We start from the raw sequence: 17,687 nt of genomic DNA on the forward strand, positions 1-17,687 counted from the left end.
GCTACGCGGCACGTCGCTCTCTCACATCCCTCGGGTTTGGTTGCGTCGCTCTCTCAGGTCCCTCGTGTTTGGTTGCGTCGCTCTCTCAGGTCCCTCGGGTTTGGCTGCGTTGCTCTCTCAGGTCCCTCGGGTTTGGTTGCGTCGCTCTCTCAGTAGCTTTCGGGAACGGCCGGAGTTATCTTCGTGGCATGGGCGCAGTTCGTCGAACAGCTCGCGTAGTGCTGCAGGAGGCAGCGAGGATCCCGCTGCCGCCAGGACAGGTTGTTGGCCTGGTGCTTGATGAAGTCCTCAATCGCCTGCGCCCCGCTCGCGTCGCAGGGCCCAATGCCCGGCTCAAAGCAGCCGGTGTTGGCTTGGCATTGGTTGGCGCGGGGATCACCGGGTGGGCAGTCGCGGAGCGCCGGCGTAAAACGACCGGAAACTTTTCCCTGGGCCACCCCGAGGACCTGGTCACCAGCGGACTCTATGCCCTGAGTCGCCACCCAATGTACCTGGGGTGGTGGCTTATCCATGCGGGAGTTGCAGTCAACCGAGGTTCTGCTTGGGCTGTGGTGACTTTGCCTGCTGGAATGCTGGTGGAACACCTGGGTGCGCTGTGGGAAGAGGCTGCGCTCCGGGAGCGGTTTGGCCAGCCCTACGCCGACTATGAGAGGGATGTTCCCCGGTACGTCGGATCGCCGGCGTGGTTGATTCGTACCAGCTTCCAGACAGCGAGGCGGCCGACGCCGGCGGCGAAGGCGATGGATAAAGAGAGTAACAGCGGGCCTGTGGATGAAAGTGCGCCGAAAGGTGCGCAGATAAGGAACCCCGCTGCGAAGAACGCGGCAACGTGAAGCCACTGACTCCGGACTCGACGCAACGCCACCCCTACGAGTGAGCCCACCGCGGCGCCGATTGCCCATACCGGGAGCAGGCTGTAACCGAAGAAAATGATGGCCCATCCCGGTGCTTGGATGCCCCAAAAGATGCAGAACGTCAGATGCGCGACGGCGATTCCACCTGCCAGCCCCTTACCACCCAGCACCACCCGGTCCTCGGATCCGTATCGCCAACCTCCGGTTGGGCGTCTTGTTGTCAGCGCGTACTCCTCTTCGTCGGTCCATGGTTCCTGGCTCACGATTACCTCCGAGTGATGTGAGAGAGCGTTCGGCTGAAGGGGTGGTGATGTGAGAGAGCGTTCGGCTGAAGGGGTGGTGATGTGAGAGAGCGTTCGGCTGAAGGGGTGGTGATGTGAGAGAGCGTTCGGCTGAAGGGGCGGTTATGTGAGAGAGCGTGTGGGGTTCGCGATCTGGTTGAGGGCGCCGGTAAGGCAGGGGTAATCAAACGCGAACCCGGCGTCGAGCAGTTTCCGGGGCTCCACCCAGCGGCTCTTGAGGACCAGCTCAGTCTGCGTCCGGATGAGGACGGCTCCGGCCTCAAGCAGCCAGGCCGGGGTCGGGATGCCAAACGGGACACCCATGCTTTGCCGGACCAGCGACATCAGCTCGCGGTTGTCCACGGGGTAAGGCGATGCTGCGTTAACCGGGCCGGTCAGCTCAGGCCGCTCATGGACAAACAACACCGTCCGGAACAAGTCCTCCACATGAATCCAGCTGAACTTTTGTGTTCCCGGTCCCATGTGCCCGCCCAAGCCAAGCCGGGCGAGGTTCCGGAACGGACCCATCACGCCACCGCCGGGTCCCAGCACAATCGCGATGCGGAGCGGCACCTTGCGGGTGGCAGGGATATCAGCCGCAGCCAGTTCCTCTTCCCAGGCACGGGCCACGTCTACGGAGAACCCATGGCCCAGTTCGCCTGAGGCCTCCGACTGCGGGTGGTCTTCCGCGTGCCGGTAGATGGTGCCGGTACTTGAGTTGATCCACGTCCTGGGAGGTTCGGCGCACGCAGCAACAGCCAGGCCCAACGTCCGCGTGGTCAGAACCCGGGACTCCAGAATTTCCCGGCGATGCCGATCGTCGTAGCGGCAATTCACGGACCGTCCGGCGAGGTTCACCAGCAGTTCGGCGCCGTCCAGCGCTTTGGTGATGGCGCCGTCGTCGTTCCATTGCGCGTCAGCCGAAGCGCCACGCCCAACGGTCCGTACCTGCCAGCCTTCTTCAAGAAAACGCTGCTTGAAGTAGCTGCCAATGAAGCCGCTCGCACCTGCGAGAACCACAGTCCGGTGCATCACGAGTCCTCCTTGACGTTGCGGACGAGGCCCAGGACGTCGTCGAATACCTTGCTCACGCCGGGGATTTTCGCCAGCGACAAGCCGCGCGCCACCAGTGGAGCCGCGCCGTCGATCAGCTTGCGCGTGCGGCGATGCTCCTCGGATTTGTCGTACACCCAGAACAGTGCGACGCCCATGTACGCCAGCCACAGCAACTCAGGCAGGTCGCCGCGCAGCTTCTTCGCGACGGCGGGGGAGGAACCTTCGACGGCGGACCGGAAGATCGCGAGCGAAGCCTCGCGGGCGGCGGTGGACGCCTCACCGAACGGGTTGACGGGCGACGACGGCCGGATCGCCGTCGCGATGAAGTCGGAACCGAACTGGTGGTACGGCGCCATGACGTCGACGCCGGTGTGCAGCACTGCTTTCAGGCGGCCAGCGAGATCCTGAACCCCTTCGAGGGCCTGCGCCGCGACCACTGCGTGTTCATCCTGCACTTGGATGTACAGCTCCTGCACGAGCTCGTCCTTGGAAGCGAAGTAGTAGTAGGCGTTCCCCACGGATACCCCCGCCTCCTGCGCAATGGCACGCATGGTGGTTTTTTCGAAGCCGATTTCGCGGAACATCTTCAGTGCGACGTCGGCCACGAGTTGGCGGGTCTGTTCACTCTTTGCGGCCATGCCATGCTCCTCACGGAATGTTTTGAACGTGTTCAAGAATGAGTATGCCATTATTTCTGAACGTGTTCAAAAGGGGAGGTGATAGAGCGTTGGCCTCAAGCGCGCGGGATGTGAGAGAGGGACGGCTTGAAGCACGCGGGATGTGAGCGAGCGTTTGGGCGAAGGGTGGGACAATGGAACCGGTGCCGGGCCGGATGCCCCACCAACCACAGTGCTAATACAGCGGGGCGCCACAATCAGGGAGCCTGCGCGAACCACTACGAAATGGATGACCCATGCCCTCGCCCTCAGGCTCCAGTACCTTGAGCAAGCCCGCGCCGCGCTTCGCGTCGATCGGCTCCCCGTATTTCGGCATCATGCTGGCCATCATGGCCGTGGTGCTGATCCTGTCCAACATTGGCGCTTCCAAAGGCGTGGTGCTCGGGCCGATCATCACGGACGGCGGATTCTTCCTCTTCCCCATCGCCTACATCCTGGGCGACGTGATGAGCGAGGTCTACGGCTTCAAAGTTGCACGCAAAGCGATCATCACCTCGTTCGCTCTCTCGGTGTTCGCGTCGCTCTGCTACTGGATCATCATTGTGCTGCCCGGCTTCAATGACGAGTACGGCACGGCCAAGCAGGCTGCCATCGAAGGTGCGCTGGGACCCGTCCCGCAGATTGTCCTCGCCTCGCTGTTGGCCTTCCTTGCCGGGCAGACCATCAACTCCTGGATCCTGGTGAAGATGAAGGCCCGCACCGGCGAGAAGAGCCTGTGGGCACGCCTCATGGGCTCGTCCGTGGTGGGCGAATTCGTGGACACCCTGATCTTCTGCAGCATCGCGGCGTCGGTCATTGGCATTACGGACGCGGGCTCATTCCTGAACTACGTCCTGGTTGGCTTCGTGTACAAGACCGCCGTGGAATTTCTGTTCGTCCCGGTCACCGTGCTGGTGGTCGGCTGGATCAAGAAGCGCGAGCCCAGCTACGGGGTAGCCGCGGCGTAGGAACTCGACGCGAAGGGTCAGGAGTAGTACCGGCCCAGCGTCTCCGCTTTGAACTCGAAGAAGTCCCCGGATTCGATGGCCAGGCGGGCATCGTCCACCATCTTCACCACGAAGCGCTCGTTGTGGATGGAGATCAGGGTTGCCGAGAGCATCTCCTTGGCTTTGAACAGGTGGTGGATGTAGGCGCGCGAGTAGTTCACGCAGGTGTAGCAGTCGCAGCCATCCTGTAGTGGCCCGAAATCGTTTTTATAGCGCGCCCCGGACAGGTTGAACCGGCCAAAGGGAGTGTAGAACGCCGAGTTTCGGGCCACGCGGGTGGGGGAGACGCAGTCGAAAGTATCGGCGCCGTTCTCGATGGCGGTGAAAATGTCGTCCGGCTCGGAGATGCCCAGGAGATGCCGGGGCTTGTTCTCGGGGAGTTCCTCGTTGCACCACCGCACGATGGTGCCCAGGTTTTCCTTCTCCAGTGCCCCGCCGATCCCGTAACCATCAAACGGCATGGCTCCGAGGTCCTGGCAGGCTTTGCGGCGCAGGTCTTCGTACTGGGCGCCCTGGATCACGCCGAACAACGCCTGGTAGGGCTTACCCACCCGGGATGCAGTCAGGGAAGCGTGCTCTTCCAAGCAGCGCAGGGCCCACAAACGCGTCCGCTCCAGGGATTCCTCTTGGTACGCACGGGAGTTCTGCAGGGTGGTCAGCTCATCGAAGGCGAACATGATGTCCGCGCCGATCCGGTGCTGGACCTGCATGGAGATCTCAGGGGAGAAGCGGTGCCTGTCCCCGTTGAGGTGCGACTTGAACCAGACACCGTCGTCGTCAATGTGTGCCAGCCGTTCCTTGCCCGGAGCCACAGCATCATCAGGTCCGGAGCTGTCCACATTCTTCATGTCGATGACCTTCTTGAACCCCGAGCCCAGGCTCATCACCTGGAATCCGCCGGAATCGGTGAAGGTTGGCCCGGACCAGTTCATGAAGGAACCCAGCCCGCCCGCGGCGTCGAGGATCTCCGGCCCGGGCTGGAGGTAGAGGTGGTACGCGTTGGCCAGCACAGCTTGGGCGCCGAGGTCAGCGATGGACTCGGGCAGCACTGCTTTCACGGTGGCTTTGGTCCCGACGGCGATGAACGCGGGCGTCTGGATGGTTCCGTGCGGTGTGGTGATGGTTCCGGTCCGGCCCAGGAAAGCGCCGCCGTTGGCGTCCACCTGAGGGTCTGACGGCGCGCACGTTTCCGTCAGGCGCTTGCCCACGGAAAAGGAGAACTCCGGTTGCCGGGCAGCCAAGTCAGGCAGCGCAGGAGGAGGGGAAGACACAGACGCGGAAGCGGAAACGGAAGCTGGCACGCTACCAAGTGTGCCAGCTTTACCCTCAGTAACCTGCCCAGGAAACCCTAGGACCCGTTCTTCTCAGCCTTCCAGTTGTCCCACGAGGACCGGATCTCGGCCAAGGTGTGGGCCCCCAAATCGTAGGTGGAGGCAATCACCATGGACCCGCCGTCGGGCCTTTTCTCCGGGATGGGCAGCTGCTCAGCCACAATCAGCAGCCCTTCGCCGTGCTCGGCGTAGCTGTGGACGGTGAGGCCAACCTGGTGCCGGCTCTTGAACCAGACTTTGCCCGAGATCTTCTCGCCGGTGGCAAGCGTGAGCGAGTACTCCTCCCCAACGGGCGGCAGATCCCCGAGCCCCAGCTTCTCAATGGCCGGACCGCCTTTGCCGGAGACGGAGACGAAGTGCGTCCGACGGTGCCCGTGCGGATGCCGCTCCAGGGCAAAGCGCAGTTGATGAAGGAAAGTGAGCCAACCCTGGGTGATGTCCTCGTCCCAGTCGGCCCACTCGGAGTCGTGATCCAGGGCAACCCTGGTGACTCTCACTTCGGTGCCGCCGGAGACGGGGTGGAGCTCAAAGACATCGCCGCCGTTGACGGTCAGGCTCGTATGATCGGGCCCTTCCACGACGTCCGTGTTGAAGTAGATCTGTTTGATTTCGTCGGTGAGGTCGTCAGCTTCCCAGCCGTGCCATTGAGCGACCAGGGACGGTTCACGCAGCATTGTCCAAACCTGCTGCGCGTCGGCATTAATCACAACGCTCAGATTGTTCGTCATGGCCCCGAATCTACCGCCGTTCGCGCCCATAAAACAGGCCTTGAATTCCGGGAATCCGCGGGTCAGGAAACCTAGGCGCGCACCGATTCCAGTTCATTGCCGATCCGACGCGCCAACTCTTCTTCGCCGATGGTCTTCGAACCGCCGTGGGCACGCAGGAACATCAGCGCCTCGAGGCGCAGGAAACGCCATTCGCGCTCGGCTTCGTGGTTGCCGTTGTCGATCGCGCGGAAGATTTCCTTGTCGTACAAGTTGGGTTCGTTGAGTGAACGCTGGCGTACCCGGGCATTGATCCGGGCCTTGAACGGATCCTCTTCCTGGGACTCGGGGGCGCGCAGCAGTTTCTCGTAGACCGCTGCACGATCACTTTGTCCGGCTTCGCGGCAGATGAAACTGGACAGGGCCAGCGCCCGTTCAATGGACGCCCAGCGGTCCAGGTTTCCGTCAAAGGGCAGAACGTTCAGGAGGTCAGCAACAGCCAACGCGTGATCCGGATCCCGCAGCACAATGCACAGATCGAACGCGAGATCGCTGAGGTCGCGGAGGCAGCTTCCGGACTTGGTGTTGATGCCCTTCGCCAGCCGTTCGGACAGTACCTGCACGCCGTTCTTGCCCTTGTGGTCGGCAGCCGCGGCGCGCACCACGGCTTCCGGGGTGCCGTCCGGCTCCGGGATGAGGGCCAGTTCTTCGGCACTGGGGCCGGTATGCGCCGGGGGTGTCTCCGGGCGGGGAGGCACGACGACGGCGGGACCGGCTTGCGCTTCGGCGTCGGGTTCCGCGGGCGTGCTGGAGTCAGGGTTGCCGGGGTCAGAAGCATCACCAGAGCCGGCCGCAACGCCGTCGCCCACAGGAACACTGGACCCGACCGCGATCCGCACCGTGCCGCCGTCGACCATGGTCACCAGCAGCAAGGCTGCTACGCCAAAGTCGTCGTTCTGCACCTCAATGGTGCTGATTTCCTCGGCCGGCCCGTCACCGGGCGGGAACACAAAATCTCCGGGCTGCAGGTCCCCAGCCTGCTTTTCCATGTACTGCTGTGTGGCTGGGCTGTGAGTCATCGGAAGTCCTTTGGTTCTCGTGGGGTCCGCCGTCCAGTCTACAAAGACCGGGTGGCGCGGGGGCGGGGACCCGCTAGAGGACGATGCCCGAGAAAGCCAAGGCCTGCCGCACGAGGTTCCCGCGTCCGCCGTCGAATTCCTGCTGGACGTTCTCGCTCAGCACCTCTTGGGGCGTCATCCACGTGAGTTCCAGTGCATCCTGGCGCGGTTCGCATTCACCGGTCACCGGGATGACGTAGGCCAGCGAGACGGCGTGCTGCCGGTCGTCGGTGAAGCCGGTCTGCGACGGTGCAGGGAAGTATTCGGCCACCGTGAAGGGCACGGGGCTGATGGGCAGCTGCGGGAACGCCAGGGGACCGAGGTCCTTTTCCATGTGCCGCAGGAGCGCTGCGCGGATGGTCTCGCGGTAGAGAACGCGGCCGGAGACGAGGTAGCGCACCATGTTGCCGTCGGCGTCGCCCTGCAGGAGCGTGCCAACTTCATTCACATACCCGAGCGGATCCAGCCTGACCGGGACAGCCTCCACATAGACCATGGGGAGTCGGCCGCGGGCTTCGAAGAGGTCTTCATCTGAAAGCCAGCCTGGATACGGGTCGGGTGTACGTACGCTCATGGTTAAGTTCTACCCCATCCCCAGCCGAAGTTCCTTGGTGGCGTTCCGCTGGCTGCGTGGTTACGCTCTCGGCGGTATTAGAGGGCCAGAATGGACTCGAGCGGCTCCCCGGATGTTATGCGGGCAAGGATGGCGGGCTCCGCCGCGTCGGATGCGAGCGCTTTCCCCAGCACGTTGACTGCCGCTTCGGGGGAGAGGATGATCAGCCCGTTATCGTCGCCTAGGACCAGGTCTCCGGGGTTGACCTGCACGCCTCCGCAGTGCACCGGGACATTGACGGCGGAGCCGGTTCCGTACAGGCGCTTGGTGGTCAGGCACGATGTTCCGCGGGCGAACACGGGCAGGCCGGTCTCCCGGAGTTCCAGGACGTCGGTGGCCACGCCATCAACCACCACGCCGGCTGCTCCTTGGGCAAGCGCTGCGGCTGCCGTGACGGCCCCCACGGGCGCATGCTGGTGGTCGCCGCCCATGTCCACCACCAGCACATCGCCGGGACGGAGTGCCAAGAGTGCGTGGTTCATGGCAATGGCGTCGTGGTCTGCGATGCGGACTGTGACGGCGGGGCCGGCAATTTTCACGTTTGCCAGCAACGACTGGATGGCGGGGGAGACGAAGCCATCCTCAAGGAAGTGCCCGATGGTGGGGTAGCTGACATCGCTCAGGTCCTGCAGGAGTGTTGGGCTCACGGGGTTACCTCCGGTTTCTGTGCGGGGACCTTCTGTGCAGGGACATTCTGTGCAACGACAGCCACGCATTCGATTTCCAAGGACACGCCCCACAGGCTCACGCATACGGTGGTCCGGGCCGGTTTGGCGGTGCCGAAGAACTCCACGTACACGCGGTTGTACTCCTCGAGCTGGTCCTGGCTGGTCAGGTAGGTGTTGACCTTGACCACGTGTTCAAGGCTGGACCCAGCGGCTTCCAACACGCCCGCGAGGTTCTGGATGGTTTGCCGGACTTGCCCTTCAAAGCTGTCAGGCTGATGGTCCAGGCCGGTGATCGCAGGGATCTGGCCGGAGGTGAAGACAAAACCGTTGGCAATGACCGCCGGGGAAAAGGGCCCGACGGCGGGCGCCTGGCCGGGGATGCCGGCCAGGCGCTCGATGGTGGTGACGGTCACCGCGCTGCCGCGGCTTCCGTGGAGCCAGCGGACGCCGGTGCCTCATCGACGGCGTCGATGTTGCCGTACCGGGTTTCGGTCAGCAGGAAGAGAGCCACCAAGGACAGCCCGGCCGCGGCCATGATGTACCAGGCAATCGAGGAGCTCTGGCCCGTCATGCCCAGGAGCCATGTGGTGACGAACGGGGTGGCGGCGCTGCCCAGGAGGCCGGACAGCATGTAAGCCACGGAGAGGCCGGAGTAGCGGACCTTGGATCCGAAGAGCTCGGCAAGGAACGTGGCGATGGGGCCGTAGTTGGCGCAGAACGCGGTCATCATGGCCAGGTAGGCGACGAACAGCAGTGCCACCGATTTGGTGTCCATGAGCCAGAACATGGGGAACGCGAGGGCGGCCTCGGCTGCCACGCCGGCGAAGATGATGGGTTTGCGGCCGAACTTATCGGAGAGCTTCCCGAAGAACGGGATGAGGAACAGCCCCAGGATGCAGGAGGCCAGAACCACCCAGAGCATCAGGCTCTCCGAGTGGCCGAGTTCCTTCTTGCCGTAGGAGACGCCGGAGGCCACCAGCAGGGTGAACGTGCTGCCCGTGGACAGGGTAGCGACGCCGCCCAAGACAACCTGCTTCCAGTACTTGGCCATCAGCGCGGCGAACGGCATCTTGGCTTTGGCGCCGGCGGTCTTGACGGCTTGGAAGGACGGCGTTTCCTCGATGTGCAGCCGGATGTAGATGCCCACGGTGACCAGGAGGACCGAGGCGAGGAACGGAATACGCCAGCCCCAGGAGTACAGGGCCTCGGTGCTGACCGTGGAGGCCACAATCAGGAAGGCCACGTTGGCGATCAGGGTGCCTGCGGGAACGCCAACCTGGACCAGGGAACCGTAGAAGCCGCGACGTGCGGGAGGGGCGTGCTCAACAGTCATCAGTACTGCACCACCCCATTCGCCGCCGAGGGCCAGGCCTTGGATGACGCGGAGGAAGAGCAACAGAAGTGGTGCCATGATGCCGATGCTGTTGTAGTCCGGCAGCAGGCCAATGGCGAACGTTGCCGCTCCCATGGTCAGGAGGGAGACCAGCAGCATGGATTTGCGCCCCAGCCGGTCACCGAAGTGGCCGAAGATGATGGCGCCCACCATGCGGGCAATGTAGGCGGAAGCGAACGTGCCGAAGGCCAGCATGGTGCCGACGATCGGATCAAAGCTGGGGAAGAAGATCTTGTTGAAGACGAGGGCCGACGCTGTTCCGAACACGAAAAGGTCGTACCACTCGACGGTGGTGCCAATAACGCTGGCAAGGGCAATCTTGCGCATCTTGGCCAGGTCCAGCCTGGATGTGGATGCGGAGGAAGTATCTACCGTGTGGGCCATCTGATTCTCCGGATGGGGTGCGGGGACGAATGTCCGGTGCAAGGTAGCTACAACTATGGTGTGTGCCGGATCACACCATCAATGGCATAATCTCCAGCAAACCGCGGCCAGGAATGTGAGAACACACACCGGGCGCCGCCGGGCCGCGAAAGCGCTAAGCCCACGCCACCACCAGCCGTGCCGTTTTTGCTGGGACGGCGAGGTCGATTCCCGTCAGCTCCTGGAAGCGGTTGAGCCGGTTGAGGATGGTGTTGCGGTGGCAAAACAGCTGCTCGGACGTGACGGTGACATTGCCGGTGGCCAGGTAGTTCCGGACCGTTTCCAGCAGTCGTTCGCGCTCGCCGCCCCGGCACTCGGCCAAGGCTTCTTCGAGTTCTGCGGCGAGGTCCAGGCCTGCGTCCTGCAGGTTTTGCTGGGCCAGCCGCGCCCACGCGGAATCAGCTGACAGGGGACCGGAATCCCGTGGCCGCAGCAGAGCGGCCAGGCTCTCAGCGGTGCGGGCGGCCCCTGGAAGGGCCCGCAGTCCAAGGACCTCGGGCACGTAGCCACACGGGACATCGACGACGCCGGGCGGCAGCTGCTGGCCTTCGGCTTCAGGGCTGCGCGTCTCGCCAAGGGGCTCAATACCCCGCGTCCGAACAGCCGGCAGCGCCCAGAAAACATAGGTGTTGCCGCCGGACTCGTGGAGGAACAAGCGCTGCCGGGTGTGCTGCCCCGATCCGAACTGGGACGTTGCGGCGCGAAGTCGGGCACCGGGTTCGCCGCTTGCTGCCACCAAGGCGAAGCGCGATTCGGGGTTGATGCCCAGTGCCGCAGCTACCTGGGAGGAGGTTTCCAGGGATGGGCTGCTCTGGTTGAACAGGCGTGCGATGAACTCGCGTTGGATGCTGGATTCTTCCTGCGCCATCCTGACGCGCTCGGTCAGGTAGCTGGTGTGCGTCCGGGTGGCGAATTCGTCCACGACGCTCCACACCTGGTCCACCCTGGTGGCCAGCAAGGCGGCGTCCTCAGTGTGGGCGATCTCCAGCAGTTCGGCCCAAAGAATGCTGAAGTCCAGCCGCACGGCAGAGGTGAGGGACTCCGGTGGGATGCCGGCCCGGGCGCGCTTGGAGCCGAGGTCCGAAGCGAAGTCGAGCAGGCCATCGCGGCTGTCCGCCCTGCCATTCCTCAGCCCGCTGATCAGCCGCCGGAAGGTCTCCCGTGCGGTCTCCTGAATTTCCAGGACAGTCACTTGGCTTTCGCCGTATTCGGGGATTTCCCGGACCCTCGTGGTGAAGGCCTGGGCCAGGGTGTCCAGCCTGCCTTCAAGCTCGTCCACCAACTCGGCCCAGCGAACAGAATGCCCGGATGTCTCGGAATTGTGCATCCACACATTCTAGCGCCGCGATTCCGTGGTGGATTGCTAGTTTTTTTGGGAAAAACTACTGGCACTATGGATTGAGTCACACAAATTTGCCCGGGCACCCCCAGCGTCCGGTCCCGTTCGCACTCATGGAGTAACTATGGCAAGCACGGTCAGCGGAGCCACGGACGCCAGTCCCACGGCAGTACGCGTCGTCGATGAAAGCGTTACCAAGAAGGTGGCCCTGGCTGCCCTCGTGGGCACTGCACTGGAATGGTACGACTTCTTCCTTTTCACCACAGCCGCTGCGCTGGTGTTCAACGCACAGTTCTTCGTTTCCCAAGACCCCTTTGTGGCGGCCATGGGATCCTTCGCCACTCTCGCGGTGGGCTTCGTTGCCCGTCCGATCGGTGGTTTCATCTTCGGCGCCCTTGGAGACAAGGTTGGCCGCAAGAAGATCCTCATGGTCACCATCGTGGGCATCGGTATTGTCACCGGCCTCATCGGTCTGCTTCCGAACTACATGACCATCGGCCTGGCAGCTCCCATCCTGCTGGTTGCCTTGCGCATCGTCCAAGGCCTCGCCGTGGGTGGTGAGTGGAGCGGCGCGGTGATTATCGCCGTCGAGAATGCTCCGGTGGAGAAGCGCGCACGCTACGCCGCCCTGCCGCAGATCGGTTCCCCGATCGGCACCATCCTGTCCTCCGGTGGCTTCTTCGGCATGCTGTTCCTGGTGGGCCAGAGCAACTTTGACGCCTGGGGCTGGCGCATCCCCTTCATTGCCGCCATCCCGCTGCTTGCCATCTCATTGTGGATCCGCAGCCGGCTCAGCGAATCACCCGAATTTGAAGCCCTCATGGAGTCCGGCGAGACCGAACACGCTCCCATCCGCGGCGTCCTGAAGAACAGCTGGCGCCAGATCCTGGTGGGCATGTGCTCGGCACTGCTCGGCATCGGTGGCTTCTACCTCATCACCAGCTTCGTGGTCTTCTACGGCACCAAGGTCCTCAAGCTGCCCTCTGAACTGCTGCTTTTGGGCACCCTGCTTGCTGCAGCCCTGGAGATCGGCGCCCTCATCTGGGCCGGACGCATGGGCGAAAAGTTCGGCGCCAGCAAGGTCATCCTGTGGGGCGGCGTGGCCTCGGCCATCATTGCCATCCCGGTCTTCCTCGCCATCGACAGCCGCAACCCCGTCCTTGTTGTCCTGGGCATGGTGATCGGCGTCGCCGTCCTTTCCATCCCGTACGCCGTTTCCGGCACGGCACTGACAGCGCTGTTCGCCACGAAGGTCCGCTACACCGGCGTCGCCATCACCTCCAACACCGCCGGCGTCATCTCCGGATTCGTGCCGCTGATCGCCACCGCGCTGGTGGCAGCCAACAACTCCTTCTGGCCCGGCGCCATCATCCTGCTGGTGGTTTCCGTACTGACGGCACTCTCCGGTCTGTTCCTCCCCGCCCTTTCCATCGAAGAAGAAGGAATGAAGCATTGAGCACCACCACCGCCGGCCACTTGATTGTTGGCCAACTCGAACGCGCAGGCATCAAGCGTGTGTACACCGTTCCCGGCGAGAGCTTCCTCGATGTCCTTGACGGCCTGCACGGCTCGCCCATCCAGAACGTGGTGGCCCGCCAGGAAGGCGGTGCCGGGTTCATGGCACTCGCCGAAGGTCGTCTGACTGAGCTGCCCGGCGTTGCCATGGTGACCCGTGGTCCGGGTGCAGCCAACGCCTTCATCGCCGTCCACTCCGCCTATCAGGACGCCACTCCGCTCATCCTGTTCGTCGGCCTGATTCCGGTGGCCGACCGGGGCCGCGAGTCCTTCCAGGAATTCGATATCAACGCCTGGTTCGGCAGCACCGCCAAGAAGGTTGTGACCCTCGACGACGCCGCTTCCGCCGCCCGCGTGGTGGACGACGCCATCTTCACCGCCCTGAGCGGACGCCCCGGCCCCGTGGTGATCGGCCTCCCGGAAGACGTGTTGGTGCACGTCGTGGAGAACGCCACGGTGGAACCCCGCAAGGTTGCCCGTCCGGAGCCTGCCGCGGCAGACCTGTCAGGCCTCACCCAAAAACTGGAGAAGGCACGCAAGCCGCTCATCGTCGTCGGCGGTGAAGGCTGGACGCAGGAGTCCGGCGAGCAGCTGGCCGCCTGGGCCAGCCGTAACAGCATTCCGGTGGTGGCCGACTTCCGCGCCTACGACGCCGTCCCGCACCGCAGCGACGCCTACGCCGGTTTCCTGGGCTACGGCCGCAGCGACGCCAACGCCCAGCGCCTGGACGACGCCGATCTGATCGTCTTTGTTGGCTGCGTCCGCGGCGACGTCCTCTCCGACGGCTACAAGCGCGGACTCGACGCCGAAACCGTCGTAGTCAACGTCGATGCCAACCTCCTGGGCCACTTCGGCCGCGTGGACCAGCACATCATTGCGGACGTCACCGCATTCGCTGCGGCCCTCCCCGCCACAGCTATGGAGGTCAACCGCGAGGAAGGCTGGTTCGCCAGCGCCCGCGCCGATCAGCTCACGTTCTCCACGCCCCAGCCCGACGGCGGCATCGGCGTCGACTTGGGCGTCGCCATGGAGGTCCTCAAGAAGGAGATGGCCGACGACGCCGTCCTCACCTTCGGCGCCGGGAACCACGCCCTGTGGCCCGCCCGGTACTTGGACCACAACTCGGCCAACTCCCTGGCCGCTCCGCGCAACGGCGCCATGGGCATGGGTATCCCGGCAGCCGTGGCAGCCTCGCTCGCCTGCCCGGGCCGCCAGGTCATCTCCGTGGCAGGCGACGGTTGCTTCATGATGAACGGCCAGGAGATCGCCACGGCCATGGGCTACGGCGCCACGTTCATCGTCCTGGTGGTGGACAACGGCATCTTTGCCACCATCCGCGAGCACCAGGAAGCGCACTACCCGGACCGGCCCTCCGGCACGCACATGACCAACCCGGACTTCGCTGCACTCGCCCGCTCCTACGGCGGTTACGGCGAGCGTGTGGACCGCACGGAGGACTTCGCAGCCGCGTTCCGCCGCGCCGTCGACTCCGGCCTCCCGGCCCTGTTGCACCTGCCGCAGGACCCCACCACGCGTTCCCCCAAGACTTCAACAAACTGACCGGAGCCTTCACCGTGATCCAGCTTCAGAACATCATCAACGGCGAGTCCGTGGACGCCGCGGCCAGCCTGCCGTTCTTCGACCCCGCCACGGGCCAGCAGATCGGCACCGCGCCGGACAGTGATGCTGCCGCCGTCGACGCCGCTTTCCAGGCCGCTGCCGCAGCTTTCAAGAGCTACAAGCGCACGACGCCGGGAACACGCCAGTCGCTGCTGTTGCAGCTGGCCGACCTCATCGAGGCGAACGTTGACCGTCTGCTCCAGGCTGAGGTTGCCTGCACCGGCAAGCCTTCCGCCCTCACCAAAGAGCTCGAAATCCTGCGCGGCGCGGACCAACTGCGCTTCTTCGCCGGGGCGTGCCGGGTGGTTTCCGGTACGGCCCAGACCGAGTATGTGGAGGGTTTCTCGTCCACCATCCGGCGCGAACCCATCGGTGTGGTTGCCCAGATTACGCCGTGGAACTACCCGTTCATGATGGCCATCTGGAAGATCGGTCCGGCCCTCGCTGCGGGCAACACCTTGGTCCTCAAGCCTGCCGATACCACCCCTTGGTCCACGCTGGTCCTGGGTGAACTGGCACAGCAGGTCTACCCGGCCGGTGTGGTGAACATCGTGTGCGGCGGGCGCGAAGCCGGCGCTGCGATGGTGGACCACGACATCCCGGAGATGGTGTCCATTACGGGCTCCACCCGGGCCGGTGCGCAGGTCATGTCCGCGGCGTCCAAGACGCTCAAGGACGTGCACTTGGAGCTTGGCGGCAAGGCGCCCGCCGTGGTGTTTGCCGACGTCGATATCCAGCGGACTGCCAGCGAAATCGCACTGGCTGCCTTCTTCAACGCCGGGCAGGACTGCACTGCGGTGACCCGCGTCCTGGTGCACCAGGACATTCATACGGAGTTCGCAGCAGCCCTGGCTGACGCCGCCTCTGCCTTGAAGGTGGGCGGTTCCGATGCGGATCTTGGCCCGCTCAACAGTGCCGCCCAGTTGGAGCGGGTAGAGGGCTTCATGTCCCGCCTGCCCGCCAACGCCCGCGTCCTCTCCGGCGGCAAGCGCACCGGAACCGGCTTCCACTTTGAGCCAACGGTGATCGACGGCGTCTTCCAGAGCGACGAGGTGGTGTGCGACGAAATCTTCGGCCCCGTGCTGACCGTCCAGCCGTTCGCCACCGAGGAAGAAGCGATCGAACTCGCCAACGGCACCAAGTACGCGCTGGCCTCCAGCGTGTGGTCCGAGAACCATGGAGTGGTGACCCGCGTATCCAACGAGCTCGACTTCGGGGCCGTCTGGATCAACTGCCACCAGGTGATCCCGGCCGAAGCACCCCACGGCGGATTCAAGCATTCAGGCACGGGCAAGGACCTCTCCGTCTATGGACTTGAGGACTACACGCGCATCAAATCCGTCACCACCTCCCACCGCTAGAACCGGACATGAAACTCGACCTCCTCCTGCGGAACGCAGAGATCATCACCATGGATCCGGACCGCCCGGTGGCCGGCTCGCTGGGCATCTGGCAAGGCCGCATCGTGGGCTTGGACGAGGATCTGGATGGCTTGGATGCTGTTCAGGTGCTCGATCTTGGCGGTGCCACCGTCACTCCAGGCTTCATCGATGCCCATTGCCACACCACGTGGTTTGGGCTTGGCCTGGCGGAGCTGGACGTCTCCGGTGCCCGCGGCTTGGAGGAGCTGTATGAGTTGCTTCGGGGCGCTGTTGCCAGCCCCGGGATCGACGGCGAGGGCTGGCTCTTCGCCACTGGTTTCAGCCAGACCCAGCACGGCGGGTCCTTCCCGGACATCGCCGAGCTGGACCGCATCACGGGGGAGCGGCCGCTGTTCATGCGGCACAACTCCGGGCACATGGCCGTGGTCAACACAGCCGCGTTGCGGCTGGCAGGTGCGGAGTCGCCGTCGTTCCCGGATCCCGACGGCGGAGCGATCGTCCGCGACGCAGCGGGACATCCCACGGGACTGGTCCAGGAGACGGCCCAGGAACTGATCCAGCAGCTGATCCTGCCGTATTCGCTGGAGGACATCGAAGCCGCCCTTGAGAGGGCCACGTTGTATTACGCCTCCGAGGGCATCACGAGTTTCACCGAGGCCGGGGTGGGCGGCGGGTGGATCGGGCACAGCCCGGCCGAGCTCGCCGCCTACCAGAGCGCTTCGGCCAACGGCCGGTTGCATGCCCGGGCTCAGGTCATGCCCGTGCTCGATGTGCTGCATGGCCTGGGCGGTCATGCTTCTGACAGTGCTGGTGCCGCACCGGCCGGGCTGGACCTTGGCATCACCAGCGGATTCGGCAATGACTACCTGTCGCTGGGTCCCGCGAAGGTGTTCCTGGATGGCTCGCTCCTGGGCGAAACCGCGGCCGTGAGCCACGAGTTCTGCAGCCACGGACACAAGGACAACCGCGGCAACGTCGGCTACTTCCAAGCGGATCCGGCCCAGCTGAGGGAACGCATCGAGGCCGCCTACGCCGCCGGGTGGTCCATCGCGGCCCACGCCATCGGGGACCGGGCCGTTGACCTGGCCGTGGACATCATCACCGACTGCCAGGCCGTGTATGGGCAGCGCCGTTTGCCGAACAGGATCGAACACGCCTCCATGACACGCCCCGAGCAGCTGGCAAGGCTCGCGGACGCAGGAATCGCCGTGACACCCCAAGCAAGTTTCTTCCGCGAGGGTGGGGACGGCATGACCGCGTCCCTCGGGCCGGATCGTTTGCCCTGGGCCTACCGGGCAGCCAGTTTCCTGGACGCAGGTGTGATGCTCGCGGGAAGCTCGGACCGGCCGGTAGCCGACGGAAACGTGCTCCGCGGCATGCAGGCGTTCGTGGACCGCGGGACCGGGTCCGGGGCTGTCTTCGGGAACCCGGCCGAACGCCTCACCCCACACCAGGCACTCGCCGCGTATACCTCCGGTGCCGCCGCAGCAACGGGGTCCCTGGCCGAGAAAGGCACGCTGACACCCGGCAAGCTTGCCGACTTCGCCGTCCTGTCCGCTTCACCGTTGACGGCGCCTGCCATCAGCGAACTGCAGGTCCTGGCCACCGCCGTCGGCGGCCGTTTTACCTACCAATCAACCCACTTCCACGCGGAACCTTCCTCGGAAAGTCCGTACGCTGCCCGTGTTTCATCGAGCCGTGTATCAGCAACCCAAAGCTCATAG

General features: G+C 64.4%; 16 protein-coding genes and 1 pseudogene. 6 read left to right on the forward strand and 11 right to left on the reverse strand.

Annotated features, from left to right (window positions below):
* Positions 1-188: 188 nt before the first annotated feature.
* A pseudogene (locus ACIQH5_RS12425) lies at positions 189-572 on the forward strand (methyltransferase family protein); the annotation flags it as partial.
* A gap of 71 nt (positions 573-643) precedes the next feature.
* On the opposite strand, the gene ACIQH5_RS12430 reads toward ACIQH5_RS12425, so the two are convergent.
* The 3 genes from ACIQH5_RS12430 to ACIQH5_RS12440 form a co-directional block, all read right to left on the reverse strand.
* Positions 644-1,117, reverse strand: a complete 474-nt coding sequence (locus ACIQH5_RS12430) for a hypothetical protein (RefSeq protein ID WP_400404017.1) — start codon at positions 1,115-1,117, stop codon at positions 644-646.
* 141 nt (positions 1,118-1,258) lie between these two features.
* The gene (locus ACIQH5_RS12435) at positions 1,259-2,167 is read right to left on the reverse strand and encodes a TIGR01777 family oxidoreductase (protein ID WP_400403986.1); all 909 of its coding nucleotides are present in this window, start codon (positions 2,165-2,167) and stop codon (positions 1,259-1,261) included.
* Positions 2,167-2,829, reverse strand: a complete 663-nt coding sequence (locus ACIQH5_RS12440; protein ID WP_400403600.1) for a TetR/AcrR family transcriptional regulator — start codon at positions 2,827-2,829, stop codon at positions 2,167-2,169. The genes ACIQH5_RS12435 and ACIQH5_RS12440 overlap by 1 nt, the downstream gene beginning before the upstream one ends.
* 275 nt (positions 2,830-3,104) lie before the next feature.
* Here ACIQH5_RS12440 and ACIQH5_RS12445 point away from each other — a divergent pair, with 275 nt between their 5' ends.
* On the forward strand, positions 3,105-3,815 hold the full coding sequence (locus tag ACIQH5_RS12445) for a queuosine precursor transporter (RefSeq protein WP_400403602.1): 711 nt from the start codon (positions 3,105-3,107) through the stop codon (positions 3,813-3,815).
* Between the two features lie 17 nt (positions 3,816-3,832).
* On the opposite strand, the gene tgt is transcribed toward ACIQH5_RS12445, so the two are convergent.
* From tgt to ACIQH5_RS12485, 8 genes are all read right to left on the reverse strand, one after another.
* On the reverse strand, positions 3,833-5,155 hold the full coding sequence (gene tgt / locus ACIQH5_RS12450) for a tRNA guanosine(34) transglycosylase Tgt (RefSeq protein ID WP_400403604.1): 1,323 nt from the start codon (positions 5,153-5,155) through the stop codon (positions 3,833-3,835).
* Positions 5,156-5,202: 47 nt separating this feature from the next.
* Positions 5,203-5,913, reverse strand: coding sequence for an SRPBCC domain-containing protein (locus tag ACIQH5_RS12455; RefSeq protein WP_400403606.1), 711 nt, complete (start codon positions 5,911-5,913; stop codon positions 5,203-5,205).
* Positions 5,914-5,984: 71 nt separating this feature from the next.
* Positions 5,985-6,971: a DUF6707 family protein gene (locus tag ACIQH5_RS12460; protein ID WP_400403608.1), complete on the reverse strand. Its 987-nt coding sequence runs from the start codon at positions 6,969-6,971 to the stop codon at positions 5,985-5,987.
* A 73-nt stretch (positions 6,972-7,044) separates the two neighbouring features.
* On the reverse strand, positions 7,045-7,584 hold the full coding sequence (locus ACIQH5_RS12465; RefSeq protein WP_024819523.1) for an NUDIX hydrolase family protein: 540 nt from the start codon (positions 7,582-7,584) through the stop codon (positions 7,045-7,047).
* A 77-nt stretch (positions 7,585-7,661) separates the two neighbouring features.
* Positions 7,662-8,270 (reverse strand): RraA family protein, encoded by a 609-nt coding sequence (locus tag ACIQH5_RS12470; protein ID WP_400403611.1) that lies wholly within the window; start codon positions 8,268-8,270, stop codon positions 7,662-7,664.
* The gene (locus ACIQH5_RS12475) at positions 8,267-8,704 is read right to left on the reverse strand and encodes a RidA family protein (protein WP_400403613.1); all 438 of its coding nucleotides are present in this window, start codon (positions 8,702-8,704) and stop codon (positions 8,267-8,269) included. The genes ACIQH5_RS12470 and ACIQH5_RS12475 overlap by 4 nt, the downstream gene beginning before the upstream one ends.
* On the reverse strand, positions 8,701-10,068 hold the full coding sequence (locus ACIQH5_RS12480) for an MFS transporter (protein ID WP_210064653.1): 1,368 nt from the start codon (positions 10,066-10,068) through the stop codon (positions 8,701-8,703). The genes ACIQH5_RS12475 and ACIQH5_RS12480 overlap by 4 nt, the downstream gene beginning before the upstream one ends.
* 154 nt (positions 10,069-10,222) lie before the next feature.
* A complete protein-coding gene (locus ACIQH5_RS12485) occupies positions 10,223-11,434 on the reverse strand; it encodes a PucR family transcriptional regulator (RefSeq protein ID WP_400403615.1) in 1,212 nt (403 codons plus the stop codon).
* Between the two features lie 136 nt (positions 11,435-11,570).
* Between ACIQH5_RS12485 and ACIQH5_RS12490 the strand changes: the two genes are divergently transcribed.
* The 4 genes from ACIQH5_RS12490 to ACIQH5_RS12505 are packed head-to-tail and all read left to right on the forward strand — an operon-like array spanning position 11,571 to position 17,687.
* On the forward strand, positions 11,571-12,902 hold the full coding sequence (locus tag ACIQH5_RS12490; protein WP_210064650.1) for an MFS transporter: 1,332 nt from the start codon (positions 11,571-11,573) through the stop codon (positions 12,900-12,902).
* Positions 12,899-14,521: a thiamine pyrophosphate-dependent enzyme gene (locus ACIQH5_RS12495; RefSeq protein ID WP_400403617.1), complete on the forward strand. Its 1,623-nt coding sequence runs from the start codon at positions 12,899-12,901 to the stop codon at positions 14,519-14,521. The genes ACIQH5_RS12490 and ACIQH5_RS12495 overlap by 4 nt, the downstream gene beginning before the upstream one ends.
* Before the next feature lie 14 nt (positions 14,522-14,535).
* Positions 14,536-15,942: a gamma-aminobutyraldehyde dehydrogenase gene (locus ACIQH5_RS12500; protein ID WP_400403619.1), complete on the forward strand. Its 1,407-nt coding sequence runs from the start codon at positions 14,536-14,538 to the stop codon at positions 15,940-15,942.
* 8 nt (positions 15,943-15,950) lie between these two features.
* Positions 15,951-17,687 carry an amidohydrolase gene (locus ACIQH5_RS12505; RefSeq protein WP_400403622.1) on the forward strand — a complete coding sequence of 579 codons (1,737 nt, stop codon included), beginning with the start codon at positions 15,951-15,953 and terminating at the stop codon, positions 17,685-17,687.

It is taken from the genome of Paenarthrobacter sp. NPDC091711 (assembly GCF_044756605.1).
Classification (GTDB): Bacteria; Actinomycetota; Actinomycetes; order Actinomycetales; family Micrococcaceae; genus Arthrobacter.

What these genes read in the sequence shown, in the direction of transcription:
- ACIQH5_RS12435 (WP_400403986.1), bottom strand. Translation starts at nt 2,167, where the DNA reads ATGCACCGGACTGTGGTTCTCGCAGGTGCGAGCGGCTTCATTGGCAGC.
- ACIQH5_RS12455 (WP_400403606.1), bottom strand. Translation starts at nt 5,913, where the DNA reads ATGACGAACAATCTGAGCGTTGTGATTAATGCCGACGCGCAGCAGGTT.
- ACIQH5_RS12460 (WP_400403608.1), bottom strand. Translation starts at nt 6,971, where the DNA reads ATGACTCACAGCCCAGCCACACAGCAGTACATGGAAAAGCAGGCTGGG.
- ACIQH5_RS12440 (WP_400403600.1), bottom strand. Translation starts at nt 2,829, where the DNA reads ATGGCCGCAAAGAGTGAACAGACCCGCCAACTCGTGGCCGACGTCGCA.
- ACIQH5_RS12465 (WP_024819523.1), bottom strand. Translation starts at nt 7,584, where the DNA reads ATGAGCGTACGTACACCCGACCCGTATCCAGGCTGGCTTTCAGATGAA.
- ACIQH5_RS12505 (WP_400403622.1), top strand. Translation starts at nt 15,951, where the DNA reads ATGAAACTCGACCTCCTCCTGCGGAACGCAGAGATCATCACCATGGAT.
- ACIQH5_RS12445 (WP_400403602.1), top strand. Translation starts at nt 3,105, where the DNA reads ATGCCCTCGCCCTCAGGCTCCAGTACCTTGAGCAAGCCCGCGCCGCGC.
- ACIQH5_RS12490 (WP_210064650.1), top strand. Translation starts at nt 11,571, where the DNA reads ATGGCAAGCACGGTCAGCGGAGCCACGGACGCCAGTCCCACGGCAGTA.
- ACIQH5_RS12485 (WP_400403615.1), bottom strand. Translation starts at nt 11,434, where the DNA reads ATGCACAATTCCGAGACATCCGGGCATTCTGTTCGCTGGGCCGAGTTG.
- ACIQH5_RS12480 (WP_210064653.1), bottom strand. Translation starts at nt 10,068, where the DNA reads ATGGCCCACACGGTAGATACTTCCTCCGCATCCACATCCAGGCTGGAC.